The organism is Paramesorhizobium endophyticum (assembly GCF_014640615.1).
GTDB lineage: Bacteria > Pseudomonadota > Alphaproteobacteria > Rhizobiales > Rhizobiaceae > Paramesorhizobium > Paramesorhizobium endophyticum.
This window is the reverse complement of sequence record NZ_BMHH01000008.1, coordinates 43,089-60,671: the sequence shown is the minus strand read 5'-3', so window position 1 is coordinate 60,671 and position 17,583 is coordinate 43,089. Positions and strand designations below refer to the sequence as shown.

Sequence of the window (17,583 nt, the reverse complement as noted above, 5' to 3'; positions counted from 1 at the left end):
GGCACGCACGGCGGAGGTGCAGCTTATGCAATCACCACTGAAGGCCTCGTCATGGGCCTGATCCATCCAATGTTAGGCCAACTTCGAACTCCGCCTGCGTTTTGGCGCGAATCTCCTCAAGCGTGACATCCTCAGCCATTTCCACCAGGACCATCTTTGGCGCACCGGTACGGGCGACGCGAAAAACGGCGAGGTCAGTGATTACCATGTCCGTGACGCGCTGACCGGTCAGAGGCAAGGTGCACTCCTTCAGGAGCTTCGGCTCGCCCTTAGCCTCATGCTCCATGACGACCACCACCTTCTTGACGCCTGCAACAAGATCCATGGCGCCTCCCATGCCCTTTACCATCTTGCCCGGGATCATCCAGTTGGCAAGGTCGCCAGATTGCGAGATCTGCATGGCGCCGAGGATCGACAGATCGATATGACCACCGCGGATCATGGCAAAACTGTCGGCAGACGAAAAAAAGCTCGTCTTAGGCAACTGCGTTATCGTCTGCTTGCCTGCGTTGATAAGGTCGGCGTCCTCTTCGCCTTCAAACGGGAACGGACCCATGCCGAGCATGCCGTTCTCGCTCTGGAGCGTCACCTCGATGTCGTCCGGAATGAAGTTGGCTACCAGCGTGGGGATGCCGATGCCAAGATTGACGTAGAAGCCATCCTGCAGTTCACGAGCGGCACGTGCCGCCATTTGTTCACGCGTCCAAGCCATGTTACGCGATCTCCTGTGACAGCGCACGTACAGTGCGTTGTTCGATACGCTTTTCCGGACAGGCGACATGAACGACCTTTTGGACGTAAATCCCAGGCGTATGGACCGCATCGGGATCGATCTCTCCGACATCGACCAGATTTTCAACCTCCGCAACAGTTATGCTGGCAGCTGTCGCCATGATCGGATTGAAATTCCGCGCCGTCTTCCGGTACACAAGGTTGCCTTCCGTATCGCCCTTCCAGGCATGAATGACTGCAAGATCGGCAAACAAGCCGGTCTCCATTACATAATCGTTTTCACCGAACCGGCGGAGTTCTTTTCCTTCAGCCACGAGTGTGCCGACGCCAGTCCTCGTAAAAAAGGCCGGGATGCCTGCTCCGCCGGCCCGGATTCGTTCAGCCAAGGTGCCCTGTGGGTTGAATTCCAGTTCCAGATCGCCGGACAGATATTGCTGCGCGAAGAGCTTATTCTCGCCGACATAAGACGAGAACATCTTGCTGATCTGCCTGCTTTCAAGAAGCAGGCCGAGTCCACACCCGTCGACGCCGGCATTGTTCGATATAACGGTGAGATCCGTCACGCCAGAAACCCGGATCGCCTCGATCAGCGCCGATGGAATGCCACAAAGGCCAAAGCCACCCGACATGATAGTCATGCCATCAACGAGAATATCGGCCAGCGCCTCGGAGGCGCCTGATACTATTTTCCTCAATTTTTCCTCCGTGCTTATTAAAGTGAGCCGGTAGTGTCATTGACCGTAGGGTCGCTCTCGCGGTCCGCAGGGAAGTGAGCAGCGTGGGCCGTCATACGCCCCTGACAGGCGTTCCCCGTGAACGCGTTATGGCGCTGCTTTGGCAACTGCCTTAGCTACGAAGATGGTCGAGCCTTGACCTTTGTCCCAATCGTTCGTGAAAATCAGCAGTTCGTCTGTGCCGGGGCGAATGACCATGGAGGTCGAGCGCAGATTGTGCCCGTCATCGCGGCCGGGCAGCAGGTACTGGCCGATCGGGAAGCCGAGCGGATTGAATACCATGATCCGCCCCTGACCATACATCGCCACATAGACGTTGCCGTCGGCATCGACGCGGATGGAGTCCGGGCCGCCGCCGACAAAATTGTAGACGACCGATGATCCGAACGGTGCGATGGTGGTGGCGTCTGCGAGCGAAATCCGGTGCAACTGGCCGCCGGCTAACTCCGTCACCCACAGCGTCTTGCCGTCTGGGCTGAGACCGATACCGTTGGCGATCCGGAGATCGGGCACGACCGGAACCGGCTTGCCTCCACCGGGACCGAGGTAATAGACGCCGCCGGAGGGCGTGCTGGAACCACCCTTGAAGTCGGTGAAATAAAATCCGCCATCCTTGTTGAAGACAAGGTCGTCAGGCAGAAAACCGTCATCTCTCGACACGATGGTCTGGACGTCGCTACCGTCGGGTGCCGTGGTGACCACTGATCCACGCGACTTGAAGTCCCCGAGTTCGGCCATGTAGATGCGGCCATTGCGGCCAACCGCAAGTCCGGCGGGGCGCAGTTGCGGGTTCGGCACGAAACTCGAAAGCTGCCTGTCCGGGGTCAGGCGAAACACCGTTCCGCCGAAGACTTCGCAGAACAGGAGATCACCCTTCGCATCGAATGTCGGGCATTCGAGCTGCAGGCCTTTTTCGGAAACCTTAAAGTATTCCCTGGCCTCGACAGACGGCAAGTCGGCTTCCGCCATCGGCAGAGGTACGGCGCTTCGAAGCGCCCGCGGGATGTCCAAGGCTGGAAGCGTTGCGGTATCGTCGGCCGCGTGAGCAGCAACACCGATCAGGATCAGTGCCGCGCCCAGAGCTGACATGTGCGCCAGTCGGTTCATATTCTCTCCTCCCATTTTGCCACAAGGCCGAGCGGCTGGATCAGCCGATCAGCTTCAGGATCGCCGGAACACTGAGGATCGCAGCGTAATAGCCCATGAATTGCACGCCGGTGTTCATTCCGAGCACGCGGTAAAGCAGGCCGCCGACGAGGCCGACGGTGACAATGACCAGCAGGGCCAGCAGTCCGCCCTCCCAGAGGCCGATCACCAGGATGAGGCCGACGAAGGTGGCGATGATGGCTTCATGGCTAATGTACTTTGCCACGAACGCTGCGGCGCTGCGCGCGTGGTTCATTGCGAAGGGGTAGGCGATGGCGGCGGCAATGACGACGGAGATCAGGCCCCAGATCAGGAACTCGGAGACCGACATCATTGTGTGCAGGTTGTTGACGACGCCGGTTCCGGTATCGACCGTGAAACGCGGTGGTGCGTTGAACAGCGGTGCGGCCGGCCCGGCGGCGACTGGGCTGAGTGGCAGACCGAAAGCGATCAGCGGGATCAGCGCTTCGGCAATGTAGGTCGATTCCGTCACGCCATTACGAACGGCGAGCACGGAGGTCAGGCGATGATAGGCGTGCTTGATGCGCGCGCCGACGATTTCGCCGGCGATCACGGTTACGGCGACCGGGCTGAACACGAATGTCGCGCTGGTCACGGCGGCGGCTGTCGCCGTCGTCACCACCTGGCTCTTGTCGAGCACGCGGAATGGGTTAGGGAAATAGCCGCCCCAGCCCTTCACGTCTGGCGCAAGCGTGGTCTGGCGCAACTGGTTGCGGTTCATACGTTTCTGCTCGAGCGGCGAAATTGCGGAAAACAGCTCCGCCACCAGCGGCCCGACGGCGATACCGAGAAAATAGCTGACGCCGAGCTTGACGTTATGCGCTGCGGTGAAGCCCTGCAAAGCAATAATCAGCAGCGTGAACGGGACCAGTGCGACGACCGAAGCCCAGCGGCCGGCCGAGAAATAGGCAATGATGAGTGCCGCCCCGATGAAGAGCCATGGGGCCGATGCGGTGATATAGCTGCCGAAAGGCGCCAGGATGACGGCGAACAGAACTGCAAGCGGTATCGCAATGAAGGCCGATATGACGGAGCCCGCCAGCATCTTGCGGAGCGCCACATGTGGTGCGCCGAGATTGCGAAGTGCGGTGGCCTGCTGCAGAAGCGGTAGCGCCATGGTGTCGCCCGGAATGCCGAGGAGCGCCGTCGGCACCGCATGGGTCATGTGCTTGGAAATCGCCGAGCACATCCAGAAGGTGAAGACCGCGACCGGCGGCGCCCCCAGAAGAACGACGAGAAGGGTGACTGGGGCGATGGTGGTGGTTTCGTCCGTCCCTGAAATCAGGCCGATGGCGGAAAACAGGATGGCTCCGAGAAGGCCGAGAGATACGGCCATGACTATTTCATACATCATACCGTCCATGTCACTCCCCCTGCCTGTCAACGCCGCGACGATCTTGGTAATTCTTGAAGAGATCGTAGAGCCCGACCTCGCGCATTTCCTGCGCCACCACAGGCGGAAGATCTTCCACCCGGCCGATAGGCCCGCCCTCCTGTTCAAGCTGTTCAAGGATATCGGCCTGCCAGGCGGTGCCTGTCTCGGCCTGCTCGACGACGACGCGCTTGGGTGCAAACATCCGGGAACACACGGCTCCGCTGACGACCGAGCCTACAATGCCGGCAAGCATTGCCAACGCCTTGCCGACCGCTGGCGTGGCTGCCAGCGGCGAGATCGTCGCAAGCGTGACGTAGTAGACAACGACGCTCAATATGGCGCCAATAATCATTGCTTTCGCGAGTTGAGGGCGAGACACCACGTCTCCCCAAACCTCGGCAAGCTGACCGTGCGGGCCGGTGGCGCGCACAACATTCTGATCTATCATCTAACCCTCCCAGGTGCCGGCCACTCGACCGGAAAAAATGGCCAGCAAGTGGCCGGGTAGTCGGGCGAAGCTCCTCCTTTGCGCGACTGCCGGTTTCAGTTTACTTTCGCAGTTCGTCGAGGATTTCCTCTGCGCGGGTGGAGCGAACGTCATGATCGGCGGCCAGCCTGCGTGCAACCGCATCGATCTCTTCGCCCACGGCGCCGGCGCCGATCGCGATGTTGCGCGCATGCAGCGCCATATGGCCACGTTGTATGCCTTCGGTGGCGAGTGCGCGAAGGGCTGCCATGTTCTGTGCAAGACCAACCGCGACCGTCACTTCAGCAAGTTCCACGGCCGAACCGACGTTCAGGATCTGCAACGCCGCCTGTGCTGTCGGATGTGTCTTTGTTGCTCCGCCGACCAGGCCCAGCGCCATTGGCATCTCGATAGTGCCGACAAGCGTCCCCTTGGCGCTGATTTCCCAAGTCGTCAGCGAGGTATAGCGACCCAAGCGTGCGGCATATGCATGGGCGCCGGCCTCGATCGCCCGCCAATCGTTTCCGGTCGCGACGACCACCGGGTCGACACCGTTCATGATGCCTTTGTTGTGCGTCGCGGCGCGGTAGGGATCGACGGCCGCGAATTCATACGCGTCTACGATGCCCTCCATCATCCGGCGCCCCGAGAACTCCTTCGTGACGAGGGCTTCCTCTGTCAGTTCTACGCGGGCTCTCACAAGCCGCAGATCCGCGAGGTTCGAGAGAATGCGAAGCCGGACTTCGCCCCCGGTGACCCGCTCGACGATTGGTGCGATGGCTTCGGCCATGGTGTTAACGGTGTTGGCGCCCATCGCGTCGCGGACGTCGACCAGCAGATGCACGACGACCATCGGGCCGCGGGAGGTCGATGGGAACACATGCACTTCGATGTCGCGGCAGCCGCCGCCGAACTTCACAAGCACCGGATCCTTGGAATTTGCGGACGTAACGATTTCATCGCGCGCGGAAAGGATCGCCAGCCGCGCACCGTACGGATCAGACAGGCCGATGATCTGGACCTGGGCGCGCATGATCGGCGCCGTGGACGAGGTCTGGAAACCGCCGCAGCCGCGAACGATACGCGCCATGTAGGAGGCGGCGGCAACGACCGAAGGTTCCTCGACAGCCATCGGCACGAGGTAGTCCCGGCCATTAACGAGAAAGTTCGTCGCCACGCCGAGGGGAAGCTGGAACGTCCCGATCACGTTTTCGATCATGCCGTTGGCACGCTCGACAGACAGGGCGTCAGGGGCGGCAAGAACAGCTTTCGTCCGATCGTCCATCTGCGTTGCCGCGGCAACCTGCTCCAGCCGCTCGGCAGGAGACAGATTTCGCATATTCTCGATACGCGATGTTGCGGTCTTTTTTGTCAATGGCTCACTCCAAAACCAATACATCTAAGCTTGCGTCGGGAGCAAACTGTCCTAGAATGCGACCGCGAGGCAAGGGACAGTTGACCGATTAATTGCGGGCACTGTCCCAGATGAAAGGTGGGACGATCGGTGAAAGTGGTCGATAATATCATCGCCCATGTGAGCGGGCAGATTGCCTCGGGGCTCTACAAGGCGGGTCAAAAACTGCCGTCTGTCCGGGGAGGGGCCGAGCAGTTCGGCGTCTCCAAGAACACGATGGCGGAAGCCTACGACCGGCTCGTTGCGCGCGGACTCGCAATCGCGCGGCAGGGCTCTGGCTATTACGTCTCGGAGAATCGGCCGGCGCCGGCGCCGCGGGTAAGACCTGATGTCACCGAGGCGACCGGCATCATGTCGCTGTTGAGGGAGCAACTCGACCAGAACTACAAGACGCGGCCAGGCGATGGCCGGCCACCGGTCAGCTGGACCGAAGATTCCGACATGCGCCGGATCCTGCGCACGAGCCGCAATGCAACCGCAGAGGTGGATTTCGGATATGGCAGTTCCTGGGGCCTCGGCGCGCTACGGGAATGGCTTCGGGTTTCGCTTGCCGAGCGTTCAATCACGACCGAGCCGGATGGCGTCATGCTGACAAGCGGCGTCAATCACGGCCTGGACCTGATTATCCGGCATTTTCTGGAGCCCGGCGATACGGTGTTCGTCGATAGCCCGGGATATTATCCTCTCTATGCAAAGCTCCGGCTGGCCAAGGCAAATGTCGTTCCGATCCGCCGGCTGCAGGACGGCCCCGATCTCGACGAACTCCGCCAGAAGCTCGTCAGCCACCGGCCAAAACTGTTCTTCACCCAGAGCCAGGCGCACAACCCGACCGGCGGCACCTTGTCGCCCGCCCATGCCTTCGCCCTTCTGCAGATGGCGGAAGTCCACGACTTTCGGCTGGTCGAAGACGATATCTTCGCCGATCTGATCGCTCCGACCCTGCCTCGGCTTGCAGCCTTCGGTCAGCAGCAGCGCGTTCTCTATGTCGGGTCGTTTTCCAAGACGCTGTCGGCGAGCCTGCGCTGCGGCTATGTTGCAGGCGCGCCCGAGACGATCCGCAGTCTCGTCGATCTGAAGATGATCACCATGGTCGCCACGTCCCTGCATGTTGAGCGGGTCGTGCTGGAGATGATCGAGAGCGGTCAGTATCTCAAGAACCTGAGACGCCTGCGCGGGTGGATCGAGGATGGCGCGAAAGCGACCGCGCAGGCTCTCACCGCCGTGGGACTGGAAGTCTCGCTTCCGAAAGTGCAGGGCTTTTACATCTGGGTGCCGCTTCCGGCGACGCTGGACGAAACCGCTTTCTGCCTCAGGGCGGCCAAGGCCAACATCTTCATTGCGCCGGCAAGCGTGTTTTACGCCGATCGCGAGGCCGCGATGCCGCCGGCCATGCGCGTCAACGTCGCCTATGGCGCTGATCCGCGCTTTTGCGCTTTCCTGCGGGACGAAATCAGAAATGGAGGAAACGATGGATAGTGTTCGACTGGTCGAGGTTGGCCCGCGCGACGGACTGCAGAACGAATCGCGGTCGCTTGGCGTCGCGGACCGCGTGCAGATGATTGAAGGCCTGATCGGCGCCGGTCTTAGAACAATTGAAGCCGGCAGTTTCATTTCGCCGAAATGGGTGCCGCAGATGGCACATTCTGCGGAAGTGCTGACGATGCTGGGCCACCGCGACGGCATCAGCCTGCCTGTGCTCGTTCCGAACCTGAGAGGATTCGAGGCCGCCCGTGAGGCGGGCGCTGAGGAAATCGCGATCTTCGCATCCGCATCCGAAAGCTTTTCGCAGAAGAATATCAACTGCTCGATCATCGAAAGCTTTGAACGCTTCATGCCCGTGTTCGAAGGCGCACGCGAAGCCGGCATGCGCGTCCGTGGCTACGTGTCCTGCGTCCTTGGCTGCCCTTATGAAGGTCAGGTGCCGCTTTCTTCCGTCGTCAGCGTTGCACGCCGCCTTCACGCGATGGGGTGCTATGAAATCTCGCTCGGCGACACGATCGGGATCGGGACTCCGAAGGCGGCGGCCGCCATGGTGAGAGCTGTTGCAGGGGAAGTCCCGATGACGGCAATCGCGCTTCACGAGCACAACACGTACGGCCAGGCGCTGGCTAACATCTTCGCCTGCCTGGAAGAGGGGGTGACCGTCTTTGATTCTTCGGTTGGCGGGCTGGGCGGCTGCCCTTATGCGAAGGGCGCAACCGGAAACGTTGCCACCGAAGAACTCGTCTTCATGCTCGAGGGCATGGGTATCCCGACCGGCGTCGATCTGCAAAAACTCGCTCATGTGGCGGTCGAAACCGCCCAAAAGCTTGGTCGCGATCCCGTCTCGCCGATTTCAAAAATCCTTGATGGCGCCTTATGACCGCGAAATTGAGAAGCGACTGGGCAAGGACATCTATTGTTCGGCCGGTGAAACGATGCCATCACAGCCCATCATGGTCATTACCAATACAGGCGGGCTGTCGTTTAGTAACGGCGTCGGATGAACAGTCCGGCGGCCACCGAAATCGTTATCGTGACGCTGAGAAGAATGAAGGCGAGCGCTGCGCCAAGCGGCCAGTTTGCCTTGCTCAGGATTTCGGTCACGATCATCGGCGCCATCATGCGGAAAGAGGGGCCGCCGAGCAGGACCGGCGTCGCGTAGGCATTCATGGCGAGGATGAACGATAGGACGGATGCGGCAAGCAGCCCCGGCATGATTTGCGGCAGGCGAACCAGCATGAATGCCTGTAGCGGTGGTGCGCCAAGGCTGGCCGCTGCGTAGTCGATATTCTCGTCCAGCCCCTCGAAAATGCTTTGCAAGGTAAGGACGACATAGGGAAGATTGACAGCCGTAATGCCAATGAAAACGGCGAGCGGCGTGTGCATGATCGTCAAGGGCGCCGAAACAATGCCCAGTTTGACGAGTGCATAGTTCAGGACGCCCGTCTGGCCGAAAGCCACCATCCAGCCAGCGGCGCGCACGGCATTCGATATGAACAGCGGCAGGATGATCGCCATGAGCAGCAACGTCTTGAGCGTGCCGCTCTGCCGTGCAACCCAATTGGCCAAGGGCAGGGCCAGCACGATGCAGAGCGCAGTAACCGAACCCGCCATCACCAATGTCGTGGCCATTCCCGACAGGTAATAATGGTCTGAAAAGAAAGCAGCGTAGTTTGCGAGCGTGAAGCCCTGCACCATGAATTCGCCCGGCACGAAATCATTGAAGCTGTAGCGCAGGAGATAGAGCAGCGGCAGTGCCATGAAAACGATGACGAGCCCGGTGGCGGGCATGAGAAGGGTTGCGGCGGTGAGGGATCGTTGTTGCATCGGTCGGCCTCGGACGAATTCGGATGGCCGCCCGCCCGGCACTGTCGCGGGCAGGCGTTTTTGCAGGATCAGGCCTTGAAAACCTTGTTCCACCAATCCTGGAGACCGGCATCCGCCTTGGCCAGATAGCCAAGATCAGGCAGCAGGAATTTCTCACGCTGTTCAGGCGTATAATCGACCTTCGATGCGAGATCTGGATCCAGCTTGACTTCGGAATTGGTCGGCGCATATCCCATCTGCGCGGCGAACGCCATCTGGGGCGCCTGTTCGAGCATGGCGTTGAGATAGCGATACGCAGCATCCTTGTTCGGAGCGTTCTTTGGCACGCACATATCGGACAGGTAAAGCGCAATGCCTTCTTTCGGAACCGCGATGTCGATATCGAGGCCCGCCTTCTTCCACATGTAGCCGCGGGCATTCCACATGATGCACATGACGACCTCGCCTGATTTGAGCGCCTGCGCCATGGCTTCGTTGGTCGGATAAATCTTTACGCCCTGTTTTTTCAGTTCCAGAAGCTTGGCCTTACCCGGCTCATAGTTCGAAGGGCCGCCTCCGGCGATCATCGCCGCCGACTCAATGGTGGTCTGGTACTGGATATCGATGACCCCAATCCGCCCGGCATATTCAGGGTTCCACAAATCGGCGTAGGACGTCGGCGCCGGGTTCACCATTTTTGGATTATAGAGAATGACCCGGCCCGTATAGATATGCGGTATCCCATATTCCGTGCGAATGAATGGTAGAACCTTGCCGAGATTGGGAACCTTGATTTCATCCAGCGCTTCGACAAGCCCGTGTGCAAACATTTCATAGCTGCCTTGCCGGGTGAGGCAGGCGATATCCATCGACCCGCGCGGCAGACGGCGCTCGGCCAGCAGCTTGGCCTTGCGTACCGTATCATTTGCCGGATCGTAGATCACCTGAAGCCCGTTTTGCTTCAGGGCGCCATCGGCGATATTGATCTGCTGAAGGTTTTGATAGTCTCCGCCCCATGTTCCGACGACGAGCCGGCCCGCCGCCCGCGCGGCTGCAGGCAGCATGGCCGAAGCCACTAGGCCGCCTGTGAGGATACCAAAGTCCCGTCTGTTAATCCTGTTCATGTCGATTTTCCCATTGTTGGTTGTTGCATTCCCGTTATGGATTGCGTTCCCCTTGCCTCCCGAACTTACGCCGGGTTCGGCAAGTGCCGGTTACAGCAACACGACGTCGGTGGACGCGATGCTGATCATTACCGAGCTGCCGGGGACAAGTTCTATCCCCGCCTCCGTGAGTTCCCGCGGTGAGGTCACCGCGGTCAGATGTTGGCCATCGGCCAAGACAAGCCCGACCTCGACCATTCCGCCAAGGAAGACGGAATTCACTATGCGTACAGCCAGATTATTTGGCGCCGAAGGGACGGTCACGCGGCTGAGGCGGAGAGCCTCGGGCCGGATGAGCGCCTCGGTCGCATCAGGCTGATAATGGGATGTGGTGAGCTCGACACCGCCTGGTGTGGTAAAGAGCCCGCGGCCAGATCCTTTTCCCTGAATGAAATTGGTGCGGCCGATGAAATCGGCGACAAAGCGGTTGACAGGCTGGTTGTAAAGCTCTTTTGCCGTGCCGACCTGTTCGATCTCGCCGGCGCGCATCAAAACGAGGCGATCTCCAACAGACATCGCTTCCTCCTGATCATGGGTCACCATGATCGTCGTAATGCCCAATGATTTTTGCAGGCTGCGCAATTCGTCGCGGACCTGGAGCCGCAACCGCGCATCGAGATTGGACAGCGGTTCGTCGAGCAACAGAATGTCGGGCCGGATAGCGATGGCCCGCGCAATCGCTACACGCTGCTGCTGGCCGCCCGACAATTGTTTAGGCAAGCGGTCCGCCAGATGCGGCAGGTCCACGAGGTCAAGCGCGGCGGCCACGCGGCTTTTCAGTTCCGGCTCGGCAATTTTTCGCCGCCGCAACCCGAATGCGACGTTTTCGAAGATATTGAGATGCGGGAAGAGCGCATAATTCTGGAACACCAGGCCGATGTTGCGGCGGTATGGAGGTTCATGGGTGATATCTTTCGCGCCGAGCCGGAGGCTTCCTGTGTCCGGCGCGATAAAGCCGGCAAGCATTCGCAGCGTCGTGGTCTTGCCGCAGCCCGAGGGGCCGAGGAAGATCATGAACTCGCCTTCGTTTACCTGCAGCGTCAGGTTGGAAACGGCGCGAAACGGCCCATAAGTCTTCGTCAATCCCGTGATTTCGACATCTGCCATCAGACCATCCTCGAAATATTGACAAAGCGGTTGGAGAGAACCAGCATCAACGCCACGAAGACCACCTGCAGCAACGATACGGCTGCAATGGTTGGGTCAATCTTCCATTCCAGATATTGCATCATAGCGACGGGAAGGGTGACCTGGCCCGGACTCGACAGGAAGATCGAAACCTCAAGATTGCCGAAGCTGACGACGAAGGAGAATACGGCGGCCGCGAAGATTCCGGGTCGGATGAGCGGCAGGGTCACAAGCCAGACCACGCTCGCCGGACGCGCGCCAAGCGAGGCCGCGGCCTCCTCGATGGTAAGGTTGACGCCTTCGAGCGAGGCAAGCAGCAATCTTATGCACCAGGGGATGGTTAAAAGGACGTGGCCTGCAACGAAAACCACGGTTGAACCGGTCAATGGCAGTCCCGACGCAATCTCTATCTCGACCACGGTCACGTAAAGCGCTGCCCCGATGACGATGGCAGGGACGGTCAGTGGTGACATGAGAAGCTGGATCAGCGCGCCACGTCCGGTGAATTGCCGGCGAATGATGACGATTGCGGCGGGCACCGATACCAAAAGCCCTGCAAGCATTGCAAAGGCGGCAACCGCGACCGAAAGCAAAAAACCGCTCAGGAATTGCGGCTGACGGAAAGCCTCCGAGAACCAGTGTAACGAATAGCCCTCGACGGGAAGCGAGAGGATCTCGTTCGAGATGATGGACAGCCAGAAAACCAAGACCAGCGGCAGGAGCATCAGCGCCAGGCCAGTCGCGATGACAGCTGCGGTTCCCAATCGTCCAAGGCGCTCGGAAAGAGAATTGCCCCGGATCATGGCGGTTACCCCGTGATGGTGTTTTTGTGGAAAACCCCACCCTTCATGACGGCGGCCAGACACTGATCATGGCGCTCCAACGTAGTGATGTCATCGAGCGGGTTGCCATCAATGATCAGGAGATCGGCATAGGCGCCGGGCGCAATGACCCCGATCTCATTTTCCATTCCGCAAAGCTGCGCCGAAACCCGGGTTGCCGAATGGAGCACATCGCTGTTCGGCAATACCCTGGTGCGCAGCGAGAACTCCATCGACTGATATTTGTGTAGTTGTCCGAGGAGGTCGGAGCCGAAAGCCATTGGCAAGCCGGCATCCCGCATGATGGCGAGCGATTCCAGGCCTCCACGGCGAACCGTATCGATTTTGGCTTGCGAATCCGGGTTGAGGCCGAAGGCGGCGCCTTCGAGCGCCAATCCCTCATAGGCGACCAGGGTTGGACAGGCGATCGCGCCAGCTTCAGCTGCCAGGCGAGCGGTCTCAGCTGTTATGAGATTGCAGTGTTCAAGCGACCTCACGCCGCATTCAACGGCCCGACGAATGGAAGCATCGGAATAGGTGTGCGCGGCGACATAGAGACCATAATTCTCCGCCTCCTCGACGATGGCGCGGATTTCATCGCGCGAATATTGCAGGACGTGGATGGGATCGTTGGGCGAAGCCACGCCGCCATTGGCCATGATCTTGATGAATTGAGCGCCATTCTTGATCTCTTCGCGCGCCGCTCGCCGAACCGCGTCGACGCCGTCTGCAAGGCGGGCAAGACCGCCAAGGCGCGCTTCATGCAGGGGGCGATTATCATAGCGGGCGCGATAGTCGCCATGGCCGACGGTCTGGCTGAGCGCTTTGCCGCAGATCACCAGGCGCGGTGCCTGAATCGTACCTTCTTCGATCGCAAGTTTCAGCCCAAGGTCGGCTCCGGCAAGATCGCGCACGGTGGTGAAACCGCGCATGAGCATGTCGTGCATAATGCCGGCGCTGCGCAAGGCAATAAGCGATGTCGGCAATGCGGCGTTCTGGGAAAGATCCACAAGCGTGGCGACGACATGGACATGGGCATCGACAAGTCCAGGCATCAGCGTGCGTCCGCCCAGATCAATGCGCGTGGCGTCCGGCATCTCAATGGCCTGCTGGCTGACGCGCGTGATGCGCTCACCCTCTACCAGAACTTCCAGTCCATCCTTGAGGACGCCTTCGTCCACATCCAGAATCCGGCCGCCGAAAAACACATAATTGTTCATGCTTGCATTCCCCATTCTGCGCCGTTCGTCGGCGTTTATCTTTCGTTCATTCTGCATGATTTCCCGCCGGTGTCTATAAAAAACAGGATGGTCTGTATCTTTTAGAGAGAGCCAGCAAATGTTTGTTTTATCGATATTTTCCGGCGCATAGGAATGTATCGTTGCCTTGCATGCGCTCGGTTTCTGGATAAAATACGCCTTGCTTTCAACCCGAGCCAATCTGTAGAGACGCCTTCCCATGACCAGATCCGCTTCGCCTGCCAGAAATCGAACCGTATCTGTTGCGCGCCGCAAGACGCAGGCCGAACGGTCAGCCTCCACGAGGAAGCGGATTTGCGAGGCGACGCTCGAAGCGCTGGCGGAAGTCGGGCATGAGCGAATTTCCACAACGATGATTGCGGAAAGGGCCGAAGTTTCGCGCGGGGCGCTCACCCATCAGTTCCCGGCCCGAAACGACTTGCTGGTTGCGGCGTTGCGCCATCTGCACGAAGATTGGCAACTGACCGACCCTTTTGGCGCCGATCCCGACACGGTCCGATACAGCCTGCCCGATCTGATTGACAGGCTGTGGCAGAACATCTTCTCCGACAGGCGATATATCGCTTCGATCGAATTGATGCTGGCTGCCCGCCTGGACAATGAACTCGGACGCAGGCTGCGCGAAGAGATGAAACGCTGGGTCGATATGCGAGACGAACGGGTGGCGCTGCTCGTAGGCTTTGACCCGGCACGACGTGACGACACGCTGCAATTGCATCTTATCTTGTCGGTGTTGCGCGGGATCGCCGTTCACCAGAGCTTCGATCAGGATGCAACAGCCGGCGCGAAGCTGGTCGAACTGTGGAAATCCATTCTTTGCCGCATTGCCGAACCGGGCTAATCGATCGTGTCAGTCTTTGGCAACTGGCGCAGATAATTGAGGACATCCTCCAGTTCGACGACATCGGCATAGCGGCGGCCGACATCACGCAAATTGTAGCGGTGAGGGCCCTCCTCGACGTCGCCGACGCAGGGCTCAGGAACGATGGTGCGATAACCGCGCTGGAAACTGTCGATGACAGTGGCGCGAATGCAGCCACTCGTGTTGACGCCGGTCACGATGACCGTATCGACGCCTGCCTTGATGAGGAAAGGTTCGATTTTGGTCTCATAGAACATTGAGGGGCCGGTCTTGCGGATGATCAGATCATAGGTCGGATCGGCCAGTTCCTCTTCCAGCTCGATGGCCTTGTTGCCAGGCAGGTAATTCTCGCGCACGGGCCGGATTTTCCAGTAGGGCATATCTTTTTCGCTCTGATAGGCCGTAAAGCAAATGGCGACCGGTATGTTGAGCGGGCGCGCCACCGCAAGAAGCTTGCGTGTGTTTTCGAGCGCGCGCATTGCAAGAGGCTTGCCGCCGAATGGAAACTCCTGAGACGTATGTGACTTCTGAAAGTCGACAACAAGAATGGCAGGCTTCCTGCCGAATCCAACACTGATCTCGCCATAGCCTGCGGACTGGTAATCATCAAACATGATTGCACGTCTCCCAAATTCAGCGGACCTGGCCGCACCGTAAGAGCGAATGGCTCATGAAGCCGCGACTGGCCATGACCGGTCGGATAAATGCCGCAGGCGCCGTGTTTTATGAAAATTCTGATCCCGTCCGCCATTGGACATGATCGTGCGCCGACTGTCTATTAAAAACAGAACGAATTGTTTGTAAATTTGGCGAGCGCATCCATCCGACCGCTCAGACCGTTAAAGCCAAATTGGCGCTGGCGCGCGACCTTTGACAAAGAAGTGAGCAACCAGCATGCCTTGACAGGGTTTGGCGTGTCGGTCATCAGAATGGTACGCGAGGGGACTTGGATAATGTAATAATAATATAGATTAGTTCGCAAATTAAGTTTTGTTTAGGGTATTCACGACTCTATTCTGGATTAAAGCCGAAATATGCTTATGGTGTCGCCCGAACCATAAAAACTATACTGATGGAAGCATGCGATGAAATGGAATTCACCTATAGCAGTTCAGGTTTCTGATGTTTATCACAGCATCTCCAGCACAAAAGATGCTGAATATTTTATTCTGGGAAATTGGTTCCTTTTTCAGCCTCGAGTGCTGAACGATGCGATAATTGCGTGCCTTTTGAGTTATGATGGCAACGAGGATCTGGCGGGACGTGCGCGGAAGCATTTTATTGAGGCGGTGCGTTCCGCCGGCATTCTGGTTTGTGACGGAGAAAAGCCACAGGTTGGCGCCCTGCAAAGGGCAGCGTGACATCGGCTGGGATTCGCGCCGACACGGTATAGCAGGGCCAAGTATTTCAGGCCGCCAATGGGAGCTTCTCCGTTAGCTGACTGGCAAGTGTCTCAGACGAGCAACAGACGATACCGGCGATGCAGGATACGTTGCACGACCGGCTAAGGCTGCATCATCTCACTATGACCTATCACCTCATACGGATTCACGGGTATGGAGCCCATTGAGACGCTTGAAGAACGCCTTGCGGACAGTTTTGGAGAAAAACTCCAAGAGAAATAAAATATTGACGCTTATCGCCATGTCGATTAGGCTCACAATAATGAGCTGCGAGCGTCAGGAGATGGACATGCTTTGGCTTTGAGCAGGTCTTGTTCGATATGCAGTTCGGCTCACCCAGTCACGCGGTCGGCACATTCGGGTAAGTATCAATCACATATAAAAAGGGGGACAAACATCATGACGAAAATGCCGCGACTTTTAGCTGCTGGTGCGGTGTTACTTCTCGCAACGGCCGGTGCGTCGAATGTTGCCTGGGCAGAAGTTACCGTGCTTGGCTGGCCTGGTGGTTCTGAGGAAACTGCTCTGCGTGCGGCGGCTGATGCTTATAACACGCTTCCCGGCACCGCCGATGACGACAAGATCGAGCTTCTATTCTTCAATCGCGATGGCTTCTACGACAAATTGCAGGCTGATCTCGCGGCGGGTTCGGACGCATTCGACATCAACTTGATCGCGACCTATTCAATCGGGCGATATGCCCCATTCATGGAGCCGCTTGATCTGGGACTCGATGCCGAGAACGTCTTCGAAAAACCGATCCTCGAGACTATGCAGTTCGACGGCAAGCAGTACGGAGTGCCGACCGACCTTTCGCTGCATTTCATGTATTATCGCAAAGACCTCATCGACAAACTGATGTCCGACAGCGCCGCCAAAGCAAAATACGCGGAGATCGCCCAAAAGTTTCTCGGCAAAAGCCTGCAGCCTAAGGATCCCGATGCCTGGACGTGGGATGATTGGGCCGCTACGGCACTCTATTTCAGCAAATCGGTCAATCCCGAAAGCCCGGTCCGATATGGCACCGTGCTGCAGATGAAAAACCTGGTTTTCAACATGATGGTGTTCCAGTCGCTGCCGCGCTCTTACGGTGGCGACTGGAGGGACGCATCTGGCAAAGTTACCGTAGACTCTTCTGCCTACCGCACCGGACTGGAGCTCTATAAGAAGCTCTATGACGCTGGTGCGACGCCGAAGGACTCACTGAGCTATGAATACCCCGAAACCAATGCTGCGTGGACTTCCGGCCAGGTCGCCACCGCGCTTCAATGGAACGCCGCGGCAAGCGAACTGACAAATGTGGAGACTGCCCCGGCCGTGGCCGAAGTAACGCAGATGGTAGCGCCTCCAAGCGGACCTGACGGTCGAAAAGACCATATTCATGGCTTGGGCCTGGGGCTAAACAAGAACTCCAAGCACAAAAAGGGAGCGATCCGCTTCCTCAAATGGCTTGCTTCGGAAGACGCGGTGCTGATCTATGCCAAGGCAGGCGGGTCCCCAGCGCTTTCGCCATCGGTGGTCGAAAAAATTGCGTCAGAACGGCCGGACCTCGTCAAGCTTGGCACCTTCGCTGGAAGCTACGGCTACGTCATGAACGGCGCCACCTCAGCTAATGCGCTTTCCGTCTACGAGACGCAGGCCAAGGAATTCACGGCCTACTGGGCTGGTCAGAAGAGCTTGGATGAGGCCCTTTCAGCCACCGTAAAAGGCATGACCGACTTGTTGAAATAGTCATGGAGCGATGCCCGGGTCCCTTGGCCCGGGCACCCCT

The 17,583-nt window shown here is 58.6% G+C and carries 17 protein-coding genes; 5 read left to right on the top strand and 12 right to left on the bottom strand.

The features are described 5' to 3' along the window. Positions 1-49: 49 nt before the first annotated feature. From IEX53_RS11510 to IEX53_RS11485, 6 genes are all read right to left on the bottom strand, one after another. The gene (locus IEX53_RS11510; RefSeq protein WP_188824312.1) at positions 50-712 is read right to left on the bottom strand and encodes a 3-oxoacid CoA-transferase subunit B; all 663 of its coding nucleotides are present in this window, start codon (positions 710-712) and stop codon (positions 50-52) included. Position 713: 1 nt separating this feature from the next. Continuing rightward, positions 714-1,370, bottom strand: a complete 657-nt coding sequence (locus IEX53_RS11505) for a CoA transferase subunit A (protein ID WP_373288635.1) — start codon at positions 1,368-1,370, stop codon at positions 714-716. 183 nt (positions 1,371-1,553) lie between these two features. Continuing rightward, the gene (locus IEX53_RS11500) at positions 1,554-2,573 is read right to left on the bottom strand and encodes an SMP-30/gluconolactonase/LRE family protein (RefSeq protein WP_210311642.1); all 1,020 of its coding nucleotides are present in this window, start codon (positions 2,571-2,573) and stop codon (positions 1,554-1,556) included. A gap of 40 nt (positions 2,574-2,613) precedes the next feature. Then, a complete protein-coding gene (locus IEX53_RS11495; protein ID WP_188824310.1) occupies positions 2,614-3,996 on the bottom strand; it encodes a tripartite tricarboxylate transporter permease in 1,383 nt (460 codons plus the stop codon). A gap of 1 nt (position 3,997) precedes the next feature. Continuing rightward, positions 3,998-4,456, bottom strand: coding sequence for a hypothetical protein (locus IEX53_RS11490; protein WP_188824309.1), 459 nt, complete (start codon positions 4,454-4,456; stop codon positions 3,998-4,000). A 100-nt stretch (positions 4,457-4,556) separates the two neighbouring features. Next, a complete protein-coding gene (locus IEX53_RS11485; protein ID WP_268902583.1) occupies positions 4,557-5,849 on the bottom strand; it encodes a hydroxymethylglutaryl-CoA reductase, degradative in 1,293 nt (430 codons plus the stop codon). Positions 5,850-5,978: 129 nt separating this feature from the next. On the opposite strand from IEX53_RS11485, the gene IEX53_RS11480 reads away from it, so the two are divergent. Further along, positions 5,979-7,364, top strand: coding sequence for an aminotransferase-like domain-containing protein (locus tag IEX53_RS11480; protein WP_236016152.1), 1,386 nt, complete (start codon positions 5,979-5,981; stop codon positions 7,362-7,364). Beyond that, positions 7,345-8,250 carry a hydroxymethylglutaryl-CoA lyase gene (locus tag IEX53_RS11475; protein WP_188824306.1) on the top strand — a complete coding sequence of 302 codons (906 nt, stop codon included), beginning with the start codon at positions 7,345-7,347 and terminating at the stop codon, positions 8,248-8,250. The genes IEX53_RS11480 and IEX53_RS11475 overlap by 20 nt, the downstream gene beginning before the upstream one ends. Before the next feature lie 104 nt (positions 8,251-8,354). Here IEX53_RS11475 and IEX53_RS11470 read toward each other — a convergent pair whose 3' ends face one another. The 5 genes from IEX53_RS11470 to IEX53_RS11450 form a co-directional block, all read right to left on the bottom strand. Beyond that, complete coding sequence (locus IEX53_RS11470; protein ID WP_236016151.1) at positions 8,355-9,197, bottom strand: ABC transporter permease; 843 nt, start codon at positions 9,195-9,197, stop codon at positions 8,355-8,357. A 68-nt stretch (positions 9,198-9,265) separates the two neighbouring features. Continuing rightward, complete coding sequence (locus tag IEX53_RS11465) at positions 9,266-10,300, bottom strand: ABC transporter substrate-binding protein (RefSeq protein WP_188824305.1); 1,035 nt, start codon at positions 10,298-10,300, stop codon at positions 9,266-9,268. A 90-nt stretch (positions 10,301-10,390) separates the two neighbouring features. Further along, entirely contained in the window at positions 10,391-11,446 is a 1,056-nt protein-coding gene (locus tag IEX53_RS11460; protein WP_188824304.1) for an ABC transporter ATP-binding protein, read from the bottom strand. Further along, a complete protein-coding gene (locus tag IEX53_RS11455) occupies positions 11,446-12,270 on the bottom strand; it encodes an ABC transporter permease (RefSeq protein WP_210311641.1) in 825 nt (274 codons plus the stop codon). Before IEX53_RS11455 ends, IEX53_RS11460 begins: the two co-directional genes overlap by 1 nt. A 5-nt stretch (positions 12,271-12,275) precedes the next feature. Continuing rightward, positions 12,276-13,508: a metal-dependent hydrolase family protein gene (locus IEX53_RS11450; RefSeq protein ID WP_188824303.1), complete on the bottom strand. Its 1,233-nt coding sequence runs from the start codon at positions 13,506-13,508 to the stop codon at positions 12,276-12,278. Positions 13,509-13,746: 238 nt separating this feature from the next. Here IEX53_RS11450 and IEX53_RS11445 point away from each other — a divergent pair, with 238 nt between their 5' ends. Continuing rightward, complete coding sequence (locus IEX53_RS11445) at positions 13,747-14,388, top strand: TetR/AcrR family transcriptional regulator (protein ID WP_188824302.1); 642 nt, start codon at positions 13,747-13,749, stop codon at positions 14,386-14,388. Here the strand turns inward: IEX53_RS11445 and IEX53_RS11440 are convergent. Then, positions 14,385-15,023 carry an isochorismatase family protein gene (locus IEX53_RS11440; RefSeq protein ID WP_188824301.1) on the bottom strand — a complete coding sequence of 213 codons (639 nt, stop codon included), beginning with the start codon at positions 15,021-15,023 and terminating at the stop codon, positions 14,385-14,387. The genes IEX53_RS11445 and IEX53_RS11440 overlap by 4 nt on opposite strands. A gap of 471 nt (positions 15,024-15,494) precedes the next feature. Here IEX53_RS11440 and IEX53_RS11435 point away from each other — a divergent pair, with 471 nt between their 5' ends. Next, the gene (locus IEX53_RS11435) at positions 15,495-15,770 is read left to right on the top strand and encodes a DUF982 domain-containing protein (protein ID WP_188824300.1); all 276 of its coding nucleotides are present in this window, start codon (positions 15,495-15,497) and stop codon (positions 15,768-15,770) included. 441 nt (positions 15,771-16,211) lie between these two features. Further along, entirely contained in the window at positions 16,212-17,543 is a 1,332-nt protein-coding gene (locus IEX53_RS11430; protein ID WP_188824299.1) for an extracellular solute-binding protein, read from the top strand. Positions 17,544-17,583 lie beyond the last annotated feature (40 nt).